Raw genomic sequence first — 20,831 nt, forward strand, 5'->3', positions numbered from 1 at the left:
CGTTGGCGGTGCCTTTCCGTGTGCCGTATGCTGACAGGTCAGTCGATGCACCGACGACACCGACCTGCAAGTGAGCCACACGAGCGAAAGGTGAAGACATGACTGACAGCGACAAATCTCAAGACCGGAGCCCGGTGCCCGATCAGGCGGAGGCCAACGCCTTCTTCCCGAGCCCGTACTCGCTCTCCCAGTACACGTCGAGCAGGACCGACTTCGACGGCCTCGTCACCGAGGAGACATACACTGGCGGGAAGTGGAAGATCCTCACGATCGCCACCGACGAGCGGTACATGCTCATGAGGAATGGCATGTTCTTCTCCACCGGCAACCATCCCGTCGAGACGCTGTTGCCACTCCACCACATGGCTGAGGCCGGCTACGAGATCGATGTGGCCACCGTCAGCGGCGGGCCCGGAAAATTCGAATGGTGGGCCTACCCCGGGCAGGACGAGGCCATCGCCTCCGCGTGGTCGAGCACCGAGACGAAATTCAAGGCTCCGCTGAGGCTCTCCGACGTCATCGCGAACGGCCTCGACGACTACGCCGCGATCTTCATCCCGGGCGGTCACGGTGCCATGAACGTCATCCCCTTCGACCGGGACGTGCAGGCTGCCCTGGACTTCTTCCTAGACAACGACAGGCTCATCATCACTCTCTGTCATGGTCCGGCGGCATTGTTGGCCGCGGGTCTCGGTCGCTCCACGAATCCCTTTGCCGACTATCGTGTCACTGCGTTCCCGGACGCACTCGACTTCGGCGCGAACATCGACATCGGCTATCTACCTGGCGAGATGCCGTGGGCTCTCGGCGAGACGTTGAAGAAGGACGGCATCGAGATCATCAACGATGAGATGACCGGTGCCACCACACGCGACCGCAACCTCCTGACCGGGGACAGTCCGCTCGCGGCGCATCAGCTCGGAAAAGAGTCTGTGATCGCGCTCCTGGAGAGTTTCGGCAGCTGAGACCTTCGCCGTTCAGCGTTCTGCCAGACGACGGTAACGTCACTGAATTCGCACTGCTGTGGGCGCATTCAGCGACGTCACGGTGATTCAGAGACGCGGCCGACGGCGGTTCAGCAAACTGGCGCAAGATTGCTGAACCGCCGTCGGCTAGTTGTGGGAGGGGCGCGGGTTCAGCGTTCTGTCAGCCGGGGCCAGGATAATCGTGACCAGCCGCCCACTTGATCACTTTCGGAAGGACCATGGACGACTATCGAAGTCCCGGCTGGGACATCACCTTCAGCACCTCAGTACAAGTCAATAGCGCGCGGGCAGACGCTTTGCGAGCACAGAGCGCGCGGGCAGGTGGTCGCCGTTGACCTGGCTGCTTTCACTTCTCGTCGGCCTCCTCGTCGTCCTCCTCATTACGGTGGCCACCGGCTACTTCGTGGCGCAGGAATTCGCCTATATGGCCGTCGACCGCTCCCGTCTGGCCGCTCGTTCGGCCTCCGGTGATCGCGCCGCGGACCGAGCCCTGTCCATCACCCGCCGCACCTCCTTCATGCTCTCCGGCGCGCAGCTGGGCATCACCGTCACCGGTCTGCTCGTCGGCTACGTCGCCGAACCGCTCATCGGCACAGCCGTCGGCGAAGCCTTGGGAGGCACCCCGATCCCCGCCGGCACAGGCATCCTCATCGGCACCGTCCTCGCCCTGCTCGTCTCGACGCTCATCCAGATGCTCTTCGGCGAACTGTTCCCGAAGAACCTGGCCATCGCCCGCCCCGAGGCGCTCGCCACCTGGCTCGCCCGCTCGACCTCGATCTATCTGACCCTGTTCGGCTGGCTCATCACGATCTTCGACAAAGCCTCGAACGCCCTGCTGCGCGTCCTCGGTATCGAACCGGTCCACGACGTCGATCATTCGGCCACCCGCCGCGACCTCAAGCACATCGTCGCCGAATCCCGGGAGGGCGGCGAGATCGTCGACGACGATTCGCTCATGCTCGACCGCATCCTCGACTTCCCGGCCCAGACGGTCGCCCACGCCACGGTGCCGCGCTCACGCGTCGACGTCATCGACATCGACACGCCCCTGGACGAGGTGCGCGACAGGATGAGCCGCGGCCACTCCCGCTACCCCGTGCTCGACGCCGATGATCAGGTGATCGGCACGATCGACCTCCTCGACGTCCTCGCCGAGGCGGGGCCGGGCACCCGCGAAAACGTCGCCGAGGAGGCACCGGGCTCGACGGACACCGTCACCGCGACCGGGGTCCGCTCCCTCCTGCGCGACCCGGTCTTCGTGCCGGAATCCCTGCCGTTGCCGGACGCGGTGGCCACGCTGTTCGAACGCGGAGAGCAGATGGCCTGCGTCGTCGACGAATACGGCGGCTTCGCCGGAATCCTGACGATGGAGGACCTCGGCGAGGAACTCGTCGGTGACATCGCCGACGAACACGACCACACCGTCGACGAACTCGTCGAGACCGGAGACGGCGCCTGGACGGCACCCGGGATCATCCCTCTCGACGAGGCAGCCCGCGTCCTTCAACGCGAACTGCCGGCCACCTCGGCGCAGACCTTGTCGGGACTCGTCATCGAACATCTCCGCGGATTCCCGGAGGTGGGCGACCGGGTCGCGATCGAACTGCCGATCGACCCCGCCGACCTCAGCGAACACGGCACCCCGGAGACCGAGCGCCTCGTCATCGACGTCGTCGAAGTGGCCACGCATGTGCCCGCGCGGCTGCGGATCGGAATCGAGGTGGAACGATGAGCAATCCCTGGGTCATCACCGCGATCACGATCGCCATCATCGGGCTGAGCGCGTTCTTCGTCGCCGTCGAATTCGCGCTCATCGCCGCCAAACGCCACCGCCTCGAAGACGCCGCCGTCGACAGCCGCTCAGCGAGGGCTGCCCTGCGCAGCTCGACCGAGCTGTCGGTGCTGCTCGCCGGATCGCAGCTGGGCATCACGGCGTGTACTTTGGCGCTCGGGGCGATCACGAAACCGGCCGTCCACCACTGGATCACCCCGGTCGCCGAAGCGCTCGGCCTGCCGCTGTGGATCGCCGACATCATCGGCTTCGTCCTCGCCCTCATCGTCGTCACCTTCCTCCACCTCGTCGTCGGTGAGATGGCGCCGAAGTCGTGGGCGGTGGCACATCCGGAACGCTCGGCGATCATGCTGGCACTGCCGATGCGGGCCTTCATGTTCCTCACCCGCCCGCTGCTGCACGTGCTCAACAACGCGGCGAACGCGTGCCTGCGCCTCGTGCGGGTCGAGCCCGTCGACGAGGTCGATCAGGCGCACACGCCGGAGGACCTGCGGCAGCTGCTGCAGCATTCGGCGCAGGCGGGAACTCTCGAGAAGGAGTCCTCGGAGGCTCTGCTCGGAGCCCTCGACCTCACCCGGCTCAGCCTCGGCGAGCTCGTGGCCGGTCGTCCGGAGCCGACGGCGGTCGGGCCGGACGCGACCGCGGGTGAGGTGCGTGAGGCGTCGCGCCGTGACCGACATCGTCGCGTCCTCGTCCGCGCCGAGGGTGACGGCCCGCCGAGTCATGTGGTGCATGTCAGGGATGTGCTCGGACTCGCCGAGGATGCTCCCATCACCGAGGCGGCCCGTCCCGTCACCATCGTGGACGGATCGACGACCGTGGTGCGGGCGTTCGAGACGATGCGTGAGGACAGCGTGCAGCTGGCGCTGGTCGAAAGAGCCGACGGCGGCCACGCGGTCGTCACCGTCACCGACGTGCTCACCCACCTGCTTACCACCGGCCAAGCGGCCTCCCCAACCTGACCACACCCTAATTACTACCCGACGGCGGCCCAGCAACCTGGCGCCAGGTTGCTGGGCCGCCGTCGGGTAGTTCGAAAAGTTAGATGCATGCATCAATGTATGCATCTGTTATCGTGGGCCCGTGAATGATTTGCTGACACTGCCCTGGCAGCGCATCGACGACTCCGCTCCGATCGCCGTTCGGATGGCCGCGGCGACCGCCCGGGAGATCATCGAAGGCCGACACGAACCCGGCGACCTCCTCATCGAGTCCGACCTCGCCGCCGCGCACAACGCCAGTCGCACTCCCGCCCGGGAGGCGATGCTCCAGCTCGAACGCTGGCGCCTCGTCCGCCTCGTCCCCAAGAAGGGCGCGCTCGTGACCACCGTGACGGGCAAGGAGCGCCGCGACCTGCTCGCCGTGCGCTCGATGTTCGAGATCGACGCCGTCGATACACTGTCCGACAGCGGCGACCTCACCGCTCTGGCCGCCGATCTGCGCACCCTGCTCGGCGAGCAGAGGAAGGCCCTTGACGCGGGCGATCCGCTCGGCTTCGCCAGCGCCGACTACGCCTTCCACGCCCGCCTCATCCGCAGCGGCGACAACGCCATCGTCACCGAGATGCTCACCACCATGGGCCCGCGCCTGGCCCGCCTGACCTTCCAGGTCGCCATCGACGCGCCGCACACCCTCGACACGCTCCTGACCGAGCACGAAACTCTCACCGACCGCGCCGAGTCGGGCGACGCAGAAGGCTTCGCCCGACTCGTCCGCGCCCACATCGAAGGCTCCCACTTCCCGCAGTCCCGCTGAGGAGGACCATGACCGCTTACCCCTCGACCTTCACGAACGACACCGCCGCCGAGGCAGTCCCCACAGGGGACCGGAATAGCCACGCCGAGGCGGCCCCCGCCACGGACATCGAAACGACGGTTCCTAACCCTGCCCGGTCCCGCCTCGGCCAGGTGGCTCCCGATCGTGGGCCGCAGCGGCCACGACGACCACGGGCGTGGCTGCGGGTGGCCCCGGCGATGTTCCTGCTCGCGTGGGGCGGCAATCATTTCACCCCGCTCGTGCACATGTATGAGGAGGACGGCGGCTACGCCATCTGGCAGGCGAACCTGCTGCTGGGCATGTACGTGGGCGGACTCATTCCGGGACTGTTGGTCGCCTCGGCGCTGTCGGATCGGCATGGACGCAAACCGGTCCTCATCGCCGGATCGCTCGCCGCGATCGCCGGCAGCCTCGGCCTCGGGGTCGGTTTCGATCTGTTCTGGCTGCTCTGCCTGGGCAGGGTGCTCGCGGGGATCGGCGTCGGGGTGGCGATGTCGGTGGGCACGAGCTGGATCAAGGAGCTCTCGGCCCCGCCGTTCGATCACCGGGCCGGAATCACCGCCGGCGCCCGGCGTCCTTCGCTGACGCTGACTTTGGGGTTTGCCATGGGCGCGGCGGTCACCGGGTGCCTGGCCCAATGGGGGCCGGTGCCCGAAGTCGTGCCCTACGCGGTGCACGGAGTGCTCAACCTCGCCGCACTGATCCTGGTGATCTTCGCGCCGGAATCGATGCCTCGCGACCAACGGGCAGCAGGCCATTGGTGGCACGGTCTGCGCGTTCCGCTCATCGCGCATCGGACGTTCCTGCGACTGATCGTGCCGGCCGCGCCCTGGGTGTTCGGTGCCGCCGGCGTCGCCTATGCCGTGATGCCGGCGATCGTGCAGGCAGAGCTGGGGGAGTGGACGACGATGTACGCCACGGTGCTCACCGTCGTCACGCTCGGAGCCGGTGCGCTGGTGCAGAACATCGTGCCGTGGATCAACCGACTGACCGGCGGGCGGGCGCTCGTCGTCGGACTCGGGCTGATGACCGTGGGTATGGGGCTCGGGGCGGTGGCCGCACTTCTGGCGGACCCGATCCTCGCGTTCATCGTGGCGATCGTGCTCGGTGTCGCCTACGGAATCTGTGTGGTCTCGGGGCTCATCATCCTCCAGGCCATCGCCACACCGCAGGAGCTCGCCGGCATCACCGGGGTCTACTATTCGCTGGCGTACTCCGGGTTCCTGCTGCCCACCGTGCTTGCCGCGCTGTTGCCCGTGCTGTCGTACATGGTGTCCTTGGCCGCGGTCGCCGTCGTCTGCCTGGCCTGCCTCACAGCAGTCGCCATATCCACCAAACACCCCTGATTGCTACCCGACGGCGGCCCAGCAACCTCGCGCGAGGTTGCTAAGCCGCCGTCGGGTAGCAAGGAGAGAGGTCGCGGGGTTCGCGGCCAGCGGCCTACCATGAGAACAACCGTCGCCTACCGATAGGGATCGACCACATGCCCGGCAAGTCACGTCACCAGTCCCCGGCCGTCAACGCCTTCATCGACATCATGGGGCCGCGTCACGTCCTCACCTCCGCGCGGGCGACCGCACCGTTCGCCAAGGGCAACCGCTTCGGCGGAGGGAATGTGCTCGCCGTGCTGCGCCCGGGCAGCCTCGTCGACATGTGGCGGGCCCTGCAGGTCTGCGTCGACAACGACCTCATCGTCATCCCGCAGTCGGCCAACACCGGGCTGACCGGCGGCTCCGGACCCGGCGCGCAGGACTACGACCGCCCGATCGTCATCATCTCGACCCTGCGGATCAACCAGATCTACCTCATCAACGACGCCCGCGAAGCGATCTGCCTGGCCGGATCCACCCTGTACGAACTCGACGAGGCACTCGCCCCGTTCCACCGCGAACCGCACTCGGTCATCGGCTCATCGTCGATCGGCGCCTCCGTCATCGGCGGCATCGCCAACAACTCCGGCGGCTCCCAGATCCGCAAAGGCCCGGCATTCACGAAGCACGCAATCTTCGCCCGCGTCAACGAGGAGGGGCGACTCGAACTCGTCAACCACCTCGGCGTGGAGCTCGGTGACGACCCCGCCCACATCCTCGACAAACTCCAGCGCGGGGACTGGGACCCTGCCGGCGTCACCCCCGCACCGGAGGACACGACGGAGACCGAATACGGCGAGCAGGTCCGCAGGATCGTCGACTCACCGGCTCGATTCAATTCGAACTCCGACTACCTGTACGAGGCCTCCGGTTCCGCCGGAAAGCTCATGGTCTTCGCCGTGCGCACCCGCACCTTCCCGAAGGAAGAGGGAGCGACGACGTTCTACGTCGGTACGAACTCCCCAGCCGAACTCGAAGACCTGCGACGGGCGATACTGACCTCGGAGATGCCGCTGCCGATCTCGGGCGAATACATGGGCCGGCCCTCATTCGACCTCGCCGAGAAGTACGGCAAGGACACGTTCGTCTCGATCAAGCACGCCGGCAGCCGCGAGCAGATCAAGTTGTTCGCGCTGAAGAACTGGGCCAACGGCGTGTTCGCGAAGCTGCCGTTCTTCGGCGAGACCGTCGCCGACACGATCGCGCAGAACGCGTTCGGCCTGCTCCCGCAGCAGCTGCCCACGCGGATGCTCGAGTACCGCGACCGGTTCGAGCATCATCTTCTCCTCGTCGTCAGTGCCGAGGAGAAAGCGCGGATGGGTGCGTTCCTCGACGATTTCTTCGCCGAGGAGGCCCACGACGGTGACTATTTCGTGTGCAGTGCTGATGAGGCTCAGTCGGCGATGTTGCACCGCTTCGGCGCCGCGAGTGCTGCGACCCGGTACTTCAACCTCAACCGCGAGGACTCCTCGGACATGATCACCTTCGACGTGGCGCTGCGCCGCGATGACGAGGATTGGCTCGAGGTGCTGCCCGACGAGATCGCCGACCAGCTCCACATCAGCTCCTACTACGGGCACTTCTTCTGCCACGTCTTCCATCAGGACCATGTGGCGAAGAAGGGCGTCGACACGGTGGCGCTGAAGAAGCAGATGACCGAGCTGCTCGAAGCCCGCGGCGCCGCCGTTCCCGCCGAACACAATTACGGCAGGCTCTACCCCGTGCCACCGGAGATGGAAGCGCACTTCAAGGACCTCGACCCGCACAACGTCTTCAACGCCGGAGTCGGCGAGACGTCTGCGAAGAAGGACTGGGCCTGAGCGACCCGGAAGCTTGCATGAGCGTCGCTTCACTACCGTAAACGTGAATGCAATAGCCCCGGTGATGTGGTCGATTTTTCAGACCAGGGATCATTCCGGGGCTTTCACGATACAGTTTAGCACGATGCTTCAACGAGGAGGCGAAGTGCACCTTCCTGACGAGTCCCTGCTCGAGACGTGGATCAGCGCAGATCGGTTGGCCAGATATCGATCGGCACCGGAACCGACGTCCGAACTGTACCTGTGGAATGCCGAGCTCAGCGCTGCATACTTTGAGCTGATCGGACACGTGGAAGTGTTCCTCCGCAACGTCTTCCACAGCAGCCTCTACCCGTTGAGTGATGAGGGCAGATGGTACTTGGACTCGCAGTTTCCGTTTACCCGGCAAGCCGATAGAGACATCAGTACTGCGGTTCGGAGGGCAACGGCAAATGGAAAGACTACTGAAAGACCGGGCAAAGTCATTGCCGAGTTATCCTTTGGGTTCTGGCGGTTCCTCCTCAGCTCGCACTATTCCGCAACGATCTGGCCGAAAGTCTCACCGGGTTTCAAAGGAGTGCCCCGGCACGAACGGAGTCGATCTGAACTCGAAACTGCTGCGAAGCGAATCAACGACCTCCGAAATAGAGTCGCTCACCATGAGCCTGTCTACAATCGTTCGTCAGCGCGGTACCTCGGCGACATCTACTTGATAGCTCGGTACGTCGACGTGCAGGCAGAGGAGATGCTTCGGAGCCAATCGAAGGTCCCCAGCATCTTGGAGCGGCGACCCCGGAAGGCCTCATCAGACTGACCGCGCCACCACGTTGCCGGCACGTCAGGGAATCAGGGGCACTCTACTCTCCTCTCCAAGTGCCGCGTGAAGAACCGTGCCGCATCCTCGCCGGCGAAATCCGGAACTCCTGTGTGCCCGCCCAAATTGGCATAGAGCGTCTTCTCCTTGGAAGCGAAGGCGTCGAAGAGTTCGAGAGCGGCCGCACGGTCATTGCCTTCGTCATCCCACTGCAGAAGGACGTGCAGCGGAATGCTCACGCGCCGGGCTTCTTCCATAGTCGACTGCGGAATGAAGCTGCCGGCGAAGAGCCCGGCTGCCGCGACCCTGGAATCGATCGCAGCCAGCCGGACGGCGATCGCAATCACTCCGCCGGAGAAGCCGACACTGTCGGCAAGGCCGGGAAGGCGCAGGAGTTCATCGAGCAGCGACTGCCATTCGGGAACTGCCTGCTCGACGAGCGGCAGGATGAGCGCGTCGATGACATCAGCGGCGGGTGATTCGCCGGCGAGAATGGCAGAACGCAGCCGATTGCGTGCCTGATCCATGCCGGGGAGGCGTGGACGCTCACCCGAACCGGGCATCTCGAGGCAAGCGGATGCGAACCCGAGTGCCGCGGCGCTGCGGGCGCGTGCCATCAGTCGCGGGTACATCCGCTCCATGCCGATGCCGCCGGGCTGACCCATGAGAATGATCGGAACCGGCTCGGTTTCAGATGCGGAGGACGGAGTCCAAAGAATGCCCGGAATATCGCCGAGGCGGAATTGACGTTCGACGAAATCCCCGTCGAAGTGCTGTTCGGAGGTGAAATGCATGGTCGTGCCTTTCGGGAGCGCGATGAAGGATCGGCGCTCCCGGACGACTTATCGTCCGACCGTGACTCCGCAGGGGAGCACCCTTGTTACTGCAATCACGGGTACCACCTCCTCGGTCTCTTTCACGGAGTCTCAAGAGTAGCAGGGGCGACGTAGCGGTATGTCGCACAGCAGACAGCGAAACTTCCCAGCGGACCGGGGTGTTCTGGCGCCATCAATGATGGACGCCCAAACACTGACCCTCAAGCACCGAGCCTCAAGCGTTGAGTCGAATCAGTCCTCGTCGTCGATCTCATCGGCAGCGGCCGCCTCGGCGCGGGCCTGCTTGATTTTGCGACGGCGGGTGATCATGTTGACGACGATGACGGCGAGGACGCCGCATGCGGCGCCGATGATCATGGAGCTTCCGCCGCCCGGGTCTCCGAACATCGTCCCCAGTCCCGCGTTGATGAGCGGGTGCCCCGTCGTCTGATGGTAGATGATCGCGAAGAGCCATACGGCGATGAACGGCACTGAGATGAGATAGGAGATGGTCAGGCGTTTGGACGCAACGCGGGCGAGCCTCATCCTGAAGTCGACGCCCTCTCGTCTGCAGTATAGGGCGACCGCGACTCCCATCGCTCCCGAGGCCAGAATGATCGGCACAGTCCAAAGCCCACCGCCAATGACCGCAAAGAGCACTCCGAGCGCAAAGAACGCGTACGTCGAAATGATCGACCCGAAAGTATAGGCCCGCAGAATGACGTCGCGCTCGCGTTCATCGCCCATTGACGGGTCATTGATGCCTGCGATTCGATCGGCAAAAGCATTGGGGCGGTTCTTCCTGTCACTGACGTTATTCATGGCGATTCCTCCTGGAGCGAGAAGATCTCTTCGACTGTCGAATCCAAGGCTCGGCTGATGCGCAGCGCCAGATACACGCTGGGGGCGTAGTCGCCGCGCTCGGTCGCGATGATCGTCTGCCGCGACACCCCGGTGAGCTGTGCCAGCTGCGCCTGCGTCAGCCCCGCAGCCTTGCGAACCTGCTTGAGGTCCGAGGTCTGAACTTCCATGCCGTTCCTTGATGTCAACTTCTCTTTACATGAAAAGTAAAACATGCTTGACATCAGGATGTCAATGATCTTTGACATCACCGAGGCGGCCCCACAGTCCCATGGCCCCGCAGGCTCGCGCTTGGGCCACCACGGCCGGGCTGAGCCGGTGAGCCATCGAATCCTCCGTGCATCACCTCCCGCAAACGCGAAAACACCCCGCCGCAACGGGGTGTCTTCGCGCTGTTGGTGACGGATGCCCAACCGGCGGTGCGAAGAGACGCTAGCGCGAGGGTGTGCCGCTGACGGTGACGGATGCTCGCCGAGGCGCTCGCTACAACACTTGCCCTACGAGGCCCTCGCCGCAACAACCCCGTCGCCCCACCGCAGACTTACCCCTCCACAACCTTTTCGCGCCGGCGGTCCTTCGCCAGCCGAGCTTCGTGACTCGAGCGCGAAGGGTTGAGCAGCTTGAGCAGCGACAGCGCGATGATCGCCCCCAGCACAGCGCAGCCGGCGGGCAGGAGCATCGCGGTCTTCGCATCGAAGGCGTCGATGATGTTGCCGGCGACGGCCGATCCGAAGGCGACGCCGAAGCCCAGCGAGGTGCCCAGCCAGGCGAACGCCTCGGTGAGCCTGCGCGGGGGAGCGAGCTGCTCGATGACGGAGTTCGCGCCGATGAGGCTCGGTGCGATCGCCGATCCGACGAGGATGAGGATGATGCCGTAGGTGACCATCGAATTCGCCAGAAGCATCAGACAGGCACCCACGGCCAGACCGGCCACGGCCGTGCCGTAGCGATGGTGGACTGCCGAATTCCAGTTCCTCGCTCCGTACAGCGCGCCGGAGATGAGCGATCCCAGCGCCAGGCACGACAGCAGCACACCGGCCGTGGACTTCACGCCGAGTTCGTCGGCGAAGGCGACGGCGATGACGTCGATGGCACCGAAGTTCACGCCGAGGAAGATGTTGACGATGATGATCGCAAAGATGCCCGGGTTCGAGAACACGTGGCCCTTCGCGTCGGTGGTCCGTTCCACCGGCGGGGGTTCGGTCGACTTCTGGATGTAGAGCAGCAGTGAGCCGACGCCGACGGTGATCATCGAGAGGATGATTCCGGCCGGCGGCCACACGGCCGTCGCGAGCACCGTGGCCAGCACCGGCCCGGAGACGAACATCAGCTCATCGGCGACCGATTCCCACGAGAACGCGGTCTGCAGCTTCTTCGGGGTGTCGACGATATGCGACCAACGTGAGCGCACCAGCGAACCGACGGAGCCGACGGTGGCGCCGCCGATGCCGGCGAAGACGAAGACGAATCCCGTCCACCATTCCTCGTACACGGAGACGATGAGCACGGCCAACGCGATGAGGTGGGTGATGACGATGGGCACCATGACCTTCGCCTGGCCGAGGCGGTCGACGAGGCGAGCGATCCCGGGGCCGGCAAGTGCCTGGACGATCATGTACACGGCGGAGACGATGCCCGCCATGCCATACGACCCGGTCACGCCCTGGATGAAGAGGACGATGCCCAGCCCCAGCACCGCGATGGGCATCCGGGCGACGAGACCGGCCAAGGAGAACTTGAGAGCACCGGGAAGCGACAGAATTTCCCGATAGTTATTGAACACCAGGAAAGTCTATCCAGCCCTGACCCGACCGACCATGTCGAGCCAGCGGAATTGCTGGTGACTCCCCTCACCTCGGCGCCGGGATCATCCGTGGGTAACGAACGGATATCGGTCCCGGTCATCCCGGTCGGAGCCGAGTATCACAACGTCTGACAATGCAGAACACCTCGCCGAGGCGGCCCTGCCCTCCCGTTCGCCCGCGCACTTTCGCGCGGGGTGCGCCGCGCCGCTGAGAATTGGGTCACCTCGGTCGCTATACAATGGGCGGGATTGCCCAATGACCCCGGCGCCCGGCGCCGACCGCTCAAACCCCGGAGTGCCGATGACGGACAACACCACTTTCGACGATCTCTTCGACCACCAGAATGAGGAACAGCAGCGCCCACGCAAGAAGAAGCGCGTGTGGCGGAAGGTCCTCGTCGCCCTGCTGATCATCGTCATCCTCGGCGTGCTCGGCATCGGACTCTACGTCTGGAGCGTCGGCCGGTCGTTCGACAAGAACGCGAACCAGCTCAACGATGAGCAGGTCTTCGGCAAGGACAGCGCCGGCGGCAAGGAGGGCGACGGCACGAACATCCTGCTGCTGGGCTCGGATGAGCCGATGGACAATGTCGACGTCAACGATTCGCGCGGGCTGCGCTCGGACACGATCATGGTCATGCATCTGCCCGAGTCGGGCGGCAACGTCCAGATCATGTCGATCCCGCGTGACACCTACGTCGACATCGAGGGCCACGGCAAGGCGAAGATCAACGCGGCCCTGTCCTACGGCGGTCTGCCGCTGGCCGTGTCGACGGTCTCGGACTTCATCGGCACCGACCTCGATCACGTGGCGATCATCGATTTCGAGGGGTTCAAGGCTCTGACCGACAGCCTCGGCGGGGTGACGGTGAATTCCGAGCAGGCGTTCGAGAAGAACGGCTACACGTTCACCAAGGGCGAGAACGTCCTCAACGGCGATGAAGCGCTGACCTTCGTGCGCGAGCGCAAGCAGTTCCAGGACGGCGACTTCCAGCGTGCGCGCAATCAGCAGGCGTTCATCCGCGGGCTGACGAACGAGATGATCTCGGCCGATACTCTGTCGAACCCGAAGAAGATCCAGGACATGGTCAAGAACTTCGCGCCGTACATGTACGTCGACTCGGGCCTGGACGCGAAGTACATCTCCTCGACCGCGTTCAACATGCGTGATGTCCGCCCCGGTGACATCGAGTTCTTCACCGCCCCCGTGGCCGGCGTCGGCACCTCCCCGGACGGTCAGTCGATCGTCAACGTCGACGAGGAGGAGCTGAAGAAGGTCCAGGACGCGTTCAAGAACGACACCGTGGCCGACTACGTGCAGAACGCCCCGGAGGCCCACCTCTAGAACCTCGCCGAGGCGGCCCATTCCCGGCCGTCCCTCGCCGAGGCGGCCCACCGCAGCCGCAGACGCCGACGCCCAGCGTCGCTGAGTCACGCACCGAGCCCCGCACCAGGAATTCCTGGTGCGGGGCTCGGTGCATTTGCGGCTCGATCTATCTGCCGCTCGAGGGCCGGAGTTTCAGTCCTCGAAGCTGATCATGTGCACCGCGTTGGGTGTGCCCCATTCGTCGTCAGGACGGACGTCGGCCCCGATGGACATCTCTCGCCGGGCATCCCTCGGCTTCATGCGCAAGCGCCCCGTTCCGGAACAGCCCGGAGCGGGGCGCTTGCACTGTCGAAGGTTGTTCCGGCTGGGCGGTCGACTCAGTGATGCGGTGATTCGCAGGGCTGACCACCCAGTCCGACGGCTTACTCGGCGAGGCCGAATCCACCGGTCCAGCTGATCTTCTCCGCACCGGCAAGGGTCAGCTGCAGGAAGCCGAGAGCCTCGAGTTCGTGTGCGCGCTTGAGCGAGCCTGCGTCGACGGCGTCGAGGCCGCCGGCGTTGACGCCCTCGATGAGCGTCTTCTTTGCGTTCTCGTCGTCACCGGCGACGAGAACTGTGGTTGAGAGGTCACCGACCGTGCCGGTGCTCAGGGTGGCGGCGAAGTTCGTGTTGAAGGCCTTGACGACGGACGAGTCCGGCAGCTTGGCTTGGATCTCCGCGGTCGCCGAGGATCCGGCTGGAACGACGAGCTCGTCGAAGGTCTCGAAGTTGAGCGGGTTGGTGATGTCGACGACGATCTTGCCGGCCAGCGCCTCGCGGTGATTGCCGATGACCTCGTCGATGGCAGGGTAGGGCAGGGCGAAGATGACGACGTCTCCGGTGATGGAGGCGATTGCGGCCTCGGCGTGGGAGATGTTGACGGTGGTGGCTCCGCCCTTGCCGAGGACCTCGGCGATGGCGGTTCCCATGTTGCCGGTTCCGAAGATGGTGTATGTGTTCATAGTGCCTGTCTCCTTGTGGGTTGCGCGGTGCGATTCTGTGTGGGCGGGGCTGACGTCTCGCCCGAAGAGCTTCTTGATCAGTGCGTTGAGCATGCTTCGACTGTATATCAATACAGTTGAAAGTTCAACTATTCTGATTCAGAATGGTCGCGGAGACTCGGCCACCGGCTGTCGTTCGCCTGGCCGGGGTGGAATCAGTCCTCGAAGTTGACCTTGTGCACCGCGTTGGGAGTGCCCCACTCGTCGTCAGGATTGACGACGGCCTCGGTGGGCATCCCAAGCCACATCTTCTCGCCGGTGACGGTGTTCTCGTAGTCGACGTAGGTTGTGCCGGCGGCGCCCTCTGCGCCGACGCGGTTCCAGTGGGTGGCTTCGTCGTCGCTGTGGTCCTTGAGCTTCTCGGCGACCTGGGATGAAGCGAAGGCCTCCACTCGGTCAGTATCGCCTTGTCCCCAGGCTCGGACGAGCTCGTCGGCGTAGGTGACCGGATCGGTCGGATAGTACACGGACTGCGTGCCGACGTCGGAGTCAGTGGACTGGCTGGATGAGTCGGCCAGAGACGCGTCGGCGGCCATGGCCGGTCCTGTGGCGAGCCCGAGGCCGGCGAGTCCGACGACGGTGGCGATTCCGATGGCTGCTGTGCGGTTGCGAATGGTGGACGTCATTGTGTCGATCCCTTCTGCTGTTCTGCCGCCTCTGCGAGTTGACCGCGAGGTCATTTCGGGGCGGCATGTCATCTGACGCAGAACAGTATTGCGATCGAATATGAGGCCGCGACAACAGAGACTGAAAGCCGACTTGGAGCCGATTACGGCCGGAACACAGGAACATTGCGGCTGTGCGGCGGTCGTTGTTACATGGTGAGTGCTCGACCGGTGAAGACAAGAAGTCTTGCAGATGAACCTTGTGGTCAGGGCTCTATGTGGGCACTGCGGCCGGCGCAGCTCGCAGGCCCGGCGCGGTGGTGGCCGGCGCGGCCATCCGGCTGGTGGCTCGCGTTTGTGCAACAGTTCTGCTTGAGCAGCGATACGCGATCGTGACCCGCGCACTTGCCCGCACTCGGAATCTCGCGCGCACGAAGCTGCTCTCCCGCATCCGCGTGTTCGAAGTGTGAGCGCAACGAATCAGATCCCTACGCTCACACTTCGAGCCCGCGGAAGCAGGCGTTGAGAGGCGACGCTGCGGGACTCGCCGCCTGAGCGGACTTCCGCAGCAACGCGCGGTCCCTACTCCAGCACCCCGTCGACGAGAGTTCGGGCGTCGTGCTGGACCTGGCGCAGGTGGTCCTCGTCGCGCAGGGACTCGGCGTAGATCTTGTAGACGTCTTCGGTGCCCGACGGCCGCACGGCGAACCATGCGTTGTCCGTGGTGACCTTGAGTCCGCCGATCGGGGCGTTGTTGCCCGGCGCCGAGGTGAGCACCGCCTTCACGGGTTCACCGCCGACCGTCTTCGCGCCCACCTGAGAGGCATCGAGTGACCCCAGTCGTTCCTTCTGTGTGCGTGTCGCCGGGGCATCCTGGCGGGCGTAGGAGCTGGTGCCGTGATTCGCGGCCAGTCCTGCGTAGCGCTGCGAGGGAGTCTGTCCGGTCTTCGCAGTCATCTCGGCCGCGAGGAGGGCGAGGATGATGCCGTCCTTGTCCGTCGACCACACCTTGCCGTCCCGACGCAGGAACGATGCGCCGGCCGATTCTTCACCTCCGAAGGCCAGGGTCGAGTCGAGCAGGCCGGGGACGAACCATTTGAAGCCGACGGGGACTTCGAAGAGGGTGCGGTTGTGGGCCGCGACGATGCGGTCGACGATCGACGAGGTGACCAGGGTCTTGCCGATCCCGGCGCCGGTCGGCCAGTTGGTGCGGGAGTCGAGCAGATAGTCGATGACCGCGGCCAGATAGTGGTTGGGGTTCATCAGGCCCGCATCGGGGGTGACGATGCCATGGCGGTCGGCATCGGCGTCGTTGCCTGTGGCGATGTCGAAGTCATTGCGTGAGGCGATGAGGCCGGCCATCGCATAGGGGGAGGAGCAGTCCATGCGGATGTTCTCGTCCCAGTCCAGGGTCATGAATGACCAGGTGGGGTCGACGTCCGGGTGGACGACGTCGAGGTTGAGGTCGTAGTCCTCGGCGATCGCCGCCCAATAGTCGACGCTGGCTCCGCCGAGCGGGTCGGCGCCGATCTTCAGTCCGGAGGAGCGGATGACATCGAGGTCGATGACCGACTCGAGGTCGTCGACGTAGTTCGAGACGTAGTCGAAGTTCTCGGTGTTCTCCAGGTGGAATGCCCGCTGGAAAGGGGTGCGCGGGATCTTCTCCCACCCCTCGGCCAGATACCGGTTCGCGCGTTCGGCGATCCAGGTCGTCGTCTCGGTGCCGGCGGGTCCGCCGTGCGGTGGGTTGTACTTGATGCCGCCATCGGCGGGCGGATTGTGGCTGGGAGTGACGATGATGCCGTCGGCCTGCGCCTCATCGCGTGACTTCCCGGCGTTGAAGCCGAGGATCGCGTGGGAGACGGCAGGGGTCGGGGTGAAGCCGTCACGTTCGTCGATGAGCGCAGGAACCTCGGCGGCGGCGAGCACCTCGAGGACGGTGAGGAATGCGGGCTCACTCAGTGCGTGAGTGTCACGGCCGAGGAAGATCGGTCCGCGAATTCCTTTGTCTCGGCGGAAGTCGACGATGGCCGCGGTGATGGCCGCGATGTGCGCCTCGTTGAAGGAACGGTTGAAGCTCGAACCGCGGTGGCCTGAGGTCCCGAAGCTCACTGCTTGCGAAGGCACCGAAGGGTCGGGAACCAAGTCGTGATAGGAATCGAGAAGGGCAGGGACGTCGACGAGATCCTTGTCCTGGGCCAACTGGCCGGCGCGTGTTGTCATTCTTCTACCTTGCCAAATCCGGGCCACCCGTCACAGTTGTGTCCACGGAGTTCTTGCATCGTGGACTCTGCAGGCACGACGGATCGGATTTCCATGACCGAGCCCGCGCTGCCGCAGACTCAGTCCGGCGGCTCCACGGAGTCGTCGTCCTCTTCCTTCGTGTCTCCACCGCTGATATCCCGGTCCTTGTCGGGGGAGTAGGCCCCTTCGGCTTTGGCCTGGGCTTCCTCAGGGTCCCGATCGATCGGGACATCGTGCTCGGCGGCGATGCGCTCGAGCCTGTCGTCAGGAGTCTGGGAACTGCCTTCGGCATCCGTATCGGGGCCGACTCCGACGGTCGAGCTCTCGATCTCCTGCTCGTCTTCGGTCTGCTGTTCTGCTGCGTTCTCCGGCAGGTTCTTCTTCTCGTCACTCATGACTTCTGCTCCCTTCGGAGTTGAACACGCTCACGCCGTTCGACGGAGGATTGAGGATCACAAGAGGTGCGGGAGTGATCCGTGGTCTCGACGGTAGACCTATCGTGGGAGCGGAGCAAGGGGGCTCATTTTCGCGGCTCATCCGGTCGACCTGGCGACGATGGGAGCGACTCTCGCGGATGGTGGGATCAATCCGCTGACTGCTGGCTGGCCGACTGCAGGTGGCTTTCTGCTCACTTCACCCAGGGCTCTTCGCCGGTCTCGGAGACGATCGGCTTGCCGTTGTCGAGGTTCCATGACCCCATGCCGCCGTCGACATTGAAGGCATCGAAGCCATTCTGGTTGAGCCAGGCGACCGCGCGGTTCGAGCGTCCGCCGGTGCGGCAGACGACGTACATGTCGTCGTCGAGAGGAAGGTCGTCGAGGCGGCCCGGCAGTTCACCCAGCGGCACGTGAATCGCACCTTCGATGTGCCCGGCCTCCCACTCGTCGTCCTCGCGGACGTCGATGATGGCGGCCCCTTCGGGGATGTCGTTGACGGTGACGGTCGTTTCTTCATCCATGACTTCAGTGTAGGCACGCGGGCCCAGTGCTCGCACCTGCCCGAGAGGTCCGCAGCCGCACGCGGCGCCGCACCTGCCCGAGGCTTCCGAAGCCGCGCAGCCCCGCGACCACGCTCGCGCCTCTGGCCACCCGCGTGTGCCCTGTCCGAGCAGTTCCGGACGTCGGGCGTCTCGGGTTCAATTCCAAGGGGGCTGTTGCCGAGCGGAGAGCCGTGTGACAATGACCGTGCAGTCGCTGATGCGCCCGTCGACCACGGCCCGCAGTACGGGCCAGGGCCCGAGCGAGCCGACTAATGTCCGCGTCAACGACTGCAGCGCCAGGAACCGTCTGCGAAGGGAAACGGTCATGAACAACAGAGACACGAGTGACGAGTCACCGGCCGAGGAAAAGGCGCGTGACGTCGCGGCGAAACTGGACGAGGCGGCCGAGCCGCTGGCCGGGACCTCGGACATGAAGCCGCAGGCTGAAGTCGGATACACCGAGCGCAACGTCGAGGCCCGTGCCCAGAACGCTGCCGACGCGGAAGGTGTGACGCTGCATCGGAACCCCGACGGCTCACACACGGCGGTGGACGAATCGAAAATCGCCGAGGCGGGCCCGAACTCGGAATCGCGCCTATCCGGGTCCTCCGCATCCTCCTCCGCCGGGTCCGTGGCCTCCTCCGCCACCGACGACACGGAAGCCGGCGGCACCCGTGGCGACAGGCAGAAGCCCGCGGGAGAAGCGGCGACAGACGAGCTCAACCAGGCCGATGTCGTGAAGATCCTGCGCGGCGCCGACTCCGTCATGCTCGCGACCGCGTTGGCTGACGGCAAGATCCTCGCCCACCCGATGGCGCCTCAGGAGGTCACCGAGGATGCCGACGTCTGGTTCTTCCTCGCCCTCGACGGCGACCAGGCAAGTGCGCTGCGGACGAACCCTGAGGTCAATATCAGCATCGCCGAGGCAGGCAATTGGCTGTCGGTCGCCGGACGCGTCGAGTTCGTCGACGACGAGGCCAAGGTCGATGAGCTGTGGTCGGATTCCGCCAAGGCATGGTTCGATGACCGTCGGGACCCGAACCTCGGGCTCATCACGGTCGTCACACACTCCGCTCAGCATTGGGGGTTGCCCGGCGGCAAGGCATCGGGCCTGTTCCGCATGGTCAAGTCCAAGATCACCGGAGACCGCCCGGCCGGCGGCACTCAGACCACCGAACTCTGAGCCGTACCAGGCTCCACGGCGCTCGGCACGGCTCCTCCTCTGTCCGTGCCGGGCACCCGCACCTCCCGCCCGACCGCCTCGGCGAGGATTAGCATGGAGGCATGAGCAAGCGGATCGTCATCATCGGTGCAGGATTGGCCGGCACGACTGCGGCGCGGGAGCTGAACACGCGCGGTCAGGCCGTCACCGTCATCGACCCCCGGGCCGGCGAGACGTGTGAGCGGCCGCCGCTGTCGAAGCACCTCTTCGACGGCTCCCGCCACCACCTGCCCTACCACCTCGAATCGACCGAGCACATCACCTTCGTCCGTGATCGGGCAGAAGAGATCACCCTCGCCGAGGCGGCCGCGGACTCCCGCTACACCGCTGAGACCCAGCGGCACCCCCACCCGTTGGCCGACCACCACGCCACCGCAGGGACCGTCCACCTGGCCTCGGGGGAGTCCATCGACTTCACCCACTGCATCCTCGCCACCGGGATGGAAGCGAACCGCCCGGAGGTTCCCGCCTACCCGGACTCCCTGCCGGTCTACGACCTCGCCGATGCCGAATGGATCCTCGCTCGCGTGAACAACGCAGCCGAAGCACTCAACGTCGGAGTGCTGGGCTCCGGTTATCTCGGAATGGAAGTGGCCACCTCGGCGGTGGCGGCCGGGCACCGCGCCACGGTCTACCTGCGCGGGAACGAACCCCTGCGCAAACAGCTCTCCGCTCCCGTCCGGCAAGCACTGTTCGAGAGGCACAAAGCCGCCGGAGTCGACTTCGTCACCCACACCTCGAGCCCGGATGACATCCCCGCCGATGTTCACGACCTATTCATCACCAGCGTCGGAGCGCGCCCGCGACTGATTCCGATCGACGGTCACCGGCCCGCTCATGCGTGGGACGTGGATGAGAGGTTGGCAACATCCCATCCGGGTGTCTTCGCCGCCGGCGACTGCGCCATCGTCACCGCCGGACCCTATGCACTCGACCACCCCTGGGCCTGTGAACCGGTGGCCGAAAGCCACGGAAAATTCCTCGCCGAACTCCTCAGCGCAGACTCGGAAGGGGCATCGATTGGTGTCGCAGACGCCCCCGAAGCCGGTTCGGGCAGCGGGTCGGCAGACGGTTCGACAGTCTGGTCCGATGTCCCCTGGCACTGGAGCTTCCAAGGCCCGGAGAAGGTGTTCACGGCGGGCCTGACGAGCCCCGACGCCGACGACACGATCATCCGATATGACCCCAGCGGAGCGAAATTCCAGGTCTTCCACTTCGACGGACCCGACCCGGAGTCGTCGCTCGTCGGTGTCGAGACGTTCAACTGGCCGCCGATGCAGGCGGCCGCCCGACGGGTACTCGGCGGTAATCACAATCCGACGAGGGCCCAGATCGCCGACCCCGACTTCGACTTCAAGGCTCACAGCCGACTGTGAGTCTGCGCTAGTCTCATCCCG

Annotated in this window: 18 protein-coding genes; 9 read left to right on the forward strand and 9 right to left on the reverse strand. The window is 65.1% G+C overall.

Annotated elements, in window-relative coordinates:
* The first annotated feature begins 98 nt into the window (after positions 1-98).
* The 6 genes from hchA (at position 99) to dld (ending at position 7,744) form a co-directional block, all read left to right on the forward strand.
* Positions 99-965: a glyoxalase III HchA gene (gene hchA / locus HF684_RS02635; protein ID WP_169251234.1), complete on the forward strand. Its 867-nt coding sequence runs from the start codon at positions 99-101 to the stop codon at positions 963-965.
* A gap of 352 nt (positions 966-1,317) precedes the next feature.
* On the forward strand, positions 1,318-2,718 hold the full coding sequence (locus HF684_RS02640) for a hemolysin family protein (RefSeq protein ID WP_169251235.1): 1,401 nt from the start codon (positions 1,318-1,320) through the stop codon (positions 2,716-2,718).
* Positions 2,715-3,740 (forward strand): hemolysin family protein, encoded by a 1,026-nt coding sequence (locus HF684_RS02645; RefSeq protein ID WP_169251236.1) that lies wholly within the window; start codon positions 2,715-2,717, stop codon positions 3,738-3,740. Before HF684_RS02640 ends, HF684_RS02645 begins: the two co-directional genes overlap by 4 nt.
* 121 nt (positions 3,741-3,861) lie before the next feature.
* Positions 3,862-4,533, forward strand: coding sequence for a GntR family transcriptional regulator (locus HF684_RS02650; RefSeq protein WP_169251237.1), 672 nt, complete (start codon positions 3,862-3,864; stop codon positions 4,531-4,533).
* Between the two features lie 8 nt (positions 4,534-4,541).
* Positions 4,542-5,900, forward strand: a complete 1,359-nt coding sequence (locus tag HF684_RS02655) for an MFS transporter (protein WP_248279089.1) — start codon at positions 4,542-4,544, stop codon at positions 5,898-5,900.
* Between the two features lie 137 nt (positions 5,901-6,037).
* Positions 6,038-7,744 (forward strand): D-lactate dehydrogenase, encoded by a 1,707-nt coding sequence (dld, locus tag HF684_RS02660; protein ID WP_169251238.1) that lies wholly within the window; start codon positions 6,038-6,040, stop codon positions 7,742-7,744.
* Between the two features lie 825 nt (positions 7,745-8,569).
* Here the strand turns inward: dld and HF684_RS02670 are convergent.
* The 4 genes from HF684_RS02670 to HF684_RS02685 all read right to left on the reverse strand — a co-directional run bounded on the left by HF684_RS02670 (position 8,570) and on the right by HF684_RS02685 (position 11,996).
* Positions 8,570-9,331 (reverse strand): alpha/beta hydrolase, encoded by a 762-nt coding sequence (locus HF684_RS02670; protein WP_169251240.1) that lies wholly within the window; start codon positions 9,329-9,331, stop codon positions 8,570-8,572.
* Between the two features lie 273 nt (positions 9,332-9,604).
* The gene (locus HF684_RS02675; protein WP_169251241.1) at positions 9,605-10,174 is read right to left on the reverse strand and encodes a hypothetical protein; all 570 of its coding nucleotides are present in this window, start codon (positions 10,172-10,174) and stop codon (positions 9,605-9,607) included.
* Positions 10,171-10,383: a helix-turn-helix transcriptional regulator gene (locus HF684_RS02680; protein ID WP_101555675.1), complete on the reverse strand. Its 213-nt coding sequence runs from the start codon at positions 10,381-10,383 to the stop codon at positions 10,171-10,173. Before HF684_RS02680 ends, HF684_RS02675 begins: the two co-directional genes overlap by 4 nt.
* Positions 10,384-10,754: 371 nt before the next feature.
* Positions 10,755-11,996 carry an MFS transporter gene (locus HF684_RS02685; protein ID WP_169251242.1) on the reverse strand — a complete coding sequence of 414 codons (1,242 nt, stop codon included), beginning with the start codon at positions 11,994-11,996 and terminating at the stop codon, positions 10,755-10,757.
* Positions 11,997-12,318: 322 nt separating this feature from the next.
* Between HF684_RS02685 and HF684_RS02690 the strand changes: the two genes are divergently transcribed.
* The gene (locus tag HF684_RS02690) at positions 12,319-13,362 is read left to right on the forward strand and encodes an LCP family protein (protein WP_169251243.1); all 1,044 of its coding nucleotides are present in this window, start codon (positions 12,319-12,321) and stop codon (positions 13,360-13,362) included.
* 404 nt (positions 13,363-13,766) lie between these two features.
* On the opposite strand, the gene HF684_RS02695 is transcribed toward HF684_RS02690, so the two are convergent.
* The 5 genes from HF684_RS02695 to HF684_RS02715 all read right to left on the reverse strand — a co-directional run bounded on the left by HF684_RS02695 (position 13,767) and on the right by HF684_RS02715 (position 18,191).
* Positions 13,767-14,438, reverse strand: coding sequence for an NADPH-dependent F420 reductase (locus tag HF684_RS02695; protein WP_348981423.1), 672 nt, complete (start codon positions 14,436-14,438; stop codon positions 13,767-13,769).
* Between the two features lie 101 nt (positions 14,439-14,539).
* Entirely contained in the window at positions 14,540-15,010 is a 471-nt protein-coding gene (locus HF684_RS02700; protein WP_169251244.1) for a hypothetical protein, read from the reverse strand.
* A gap of 561 nt (positions 15,011-15,571) precedes the next feature.
* Positions 15,572-17,212: a phosphoglucomutase (alpha-D-glucose-1,6-bisphosphate-dependent) gene (pgm, locus tag HF684_RS02705; protein ID WP_169251245.1), complete on the reverse strand. Its 1,641-nt coding sequence runs from the start codon at positions 17,210-17,212 to the stop codon at positions 15,572-15,574.
* 119 nt (positions 17,213-17,331) lie between these two features.
* A complete protein-coding gene (locus HF684_RS02710; RefSeq protein ID WP_169251246.1) occupies positions 17,332-17,628 on the reverse strand; it encodes a hypothetical protein in 297 nt (98 codons plus the stop codon).
* Positions 17,629-17,861: 233 nt separating this feature from the next.
* Positions 17,862-18,191 (reverse strand): rhodanese-like domain-containing protein, encoded by a 330-nt coding sequence (locus HF684_RS02715; RefSeq protein WP_101596644.1) that lies wholly within the window; start codon positions 18,189-18,191, stop codon positions 17,862-17,864.
* 346 nt (positions 18,192-18,537) lie between these two features.
* Here HF684_RS02715 and HF684_RS18985 point away from each other — a divergent pair, with 346 nt between their 5' ends.
* Both HF684_RS18985 and HF684_RS02725 read left to right on the forward strand, forming a co-directional pair.
* Entirely contained in the window at positions 18,538-19,395 is an 858-nt protein-coding gene (locus HF684_RS18985; RefSeq protein ID WP_169251247.1) for a pyridoxamine 5'-phosphate oxidase family protein, read from the forward strand.
* 101 nt (positions 19,396-19,496) lie between these two features.
* Positions 19,497-20,810 (forward strand): FAD-dependent oxidoreductase, encoded by a 1,314-nt coding sequence (locus tag HF684_RS02725; protein ID WP_169251248.1) that lies wholly within the window; start codon positions 19,497-19,499, stop codon positions 20,808-20,810.
* Positions 20,811-20,831 lie beyond the last annotated feature (21 nt).

The sequence above is a fragment of the Brevibacterium sp. 'Marine' genome, assembly GCF_012844365.1.
Classification (GTDB): domain Bacteria; phylum Actinomycetota; class Actinomycetes; order Actinomycetales; family Brevibacteriaceae; genus Brevibacterium.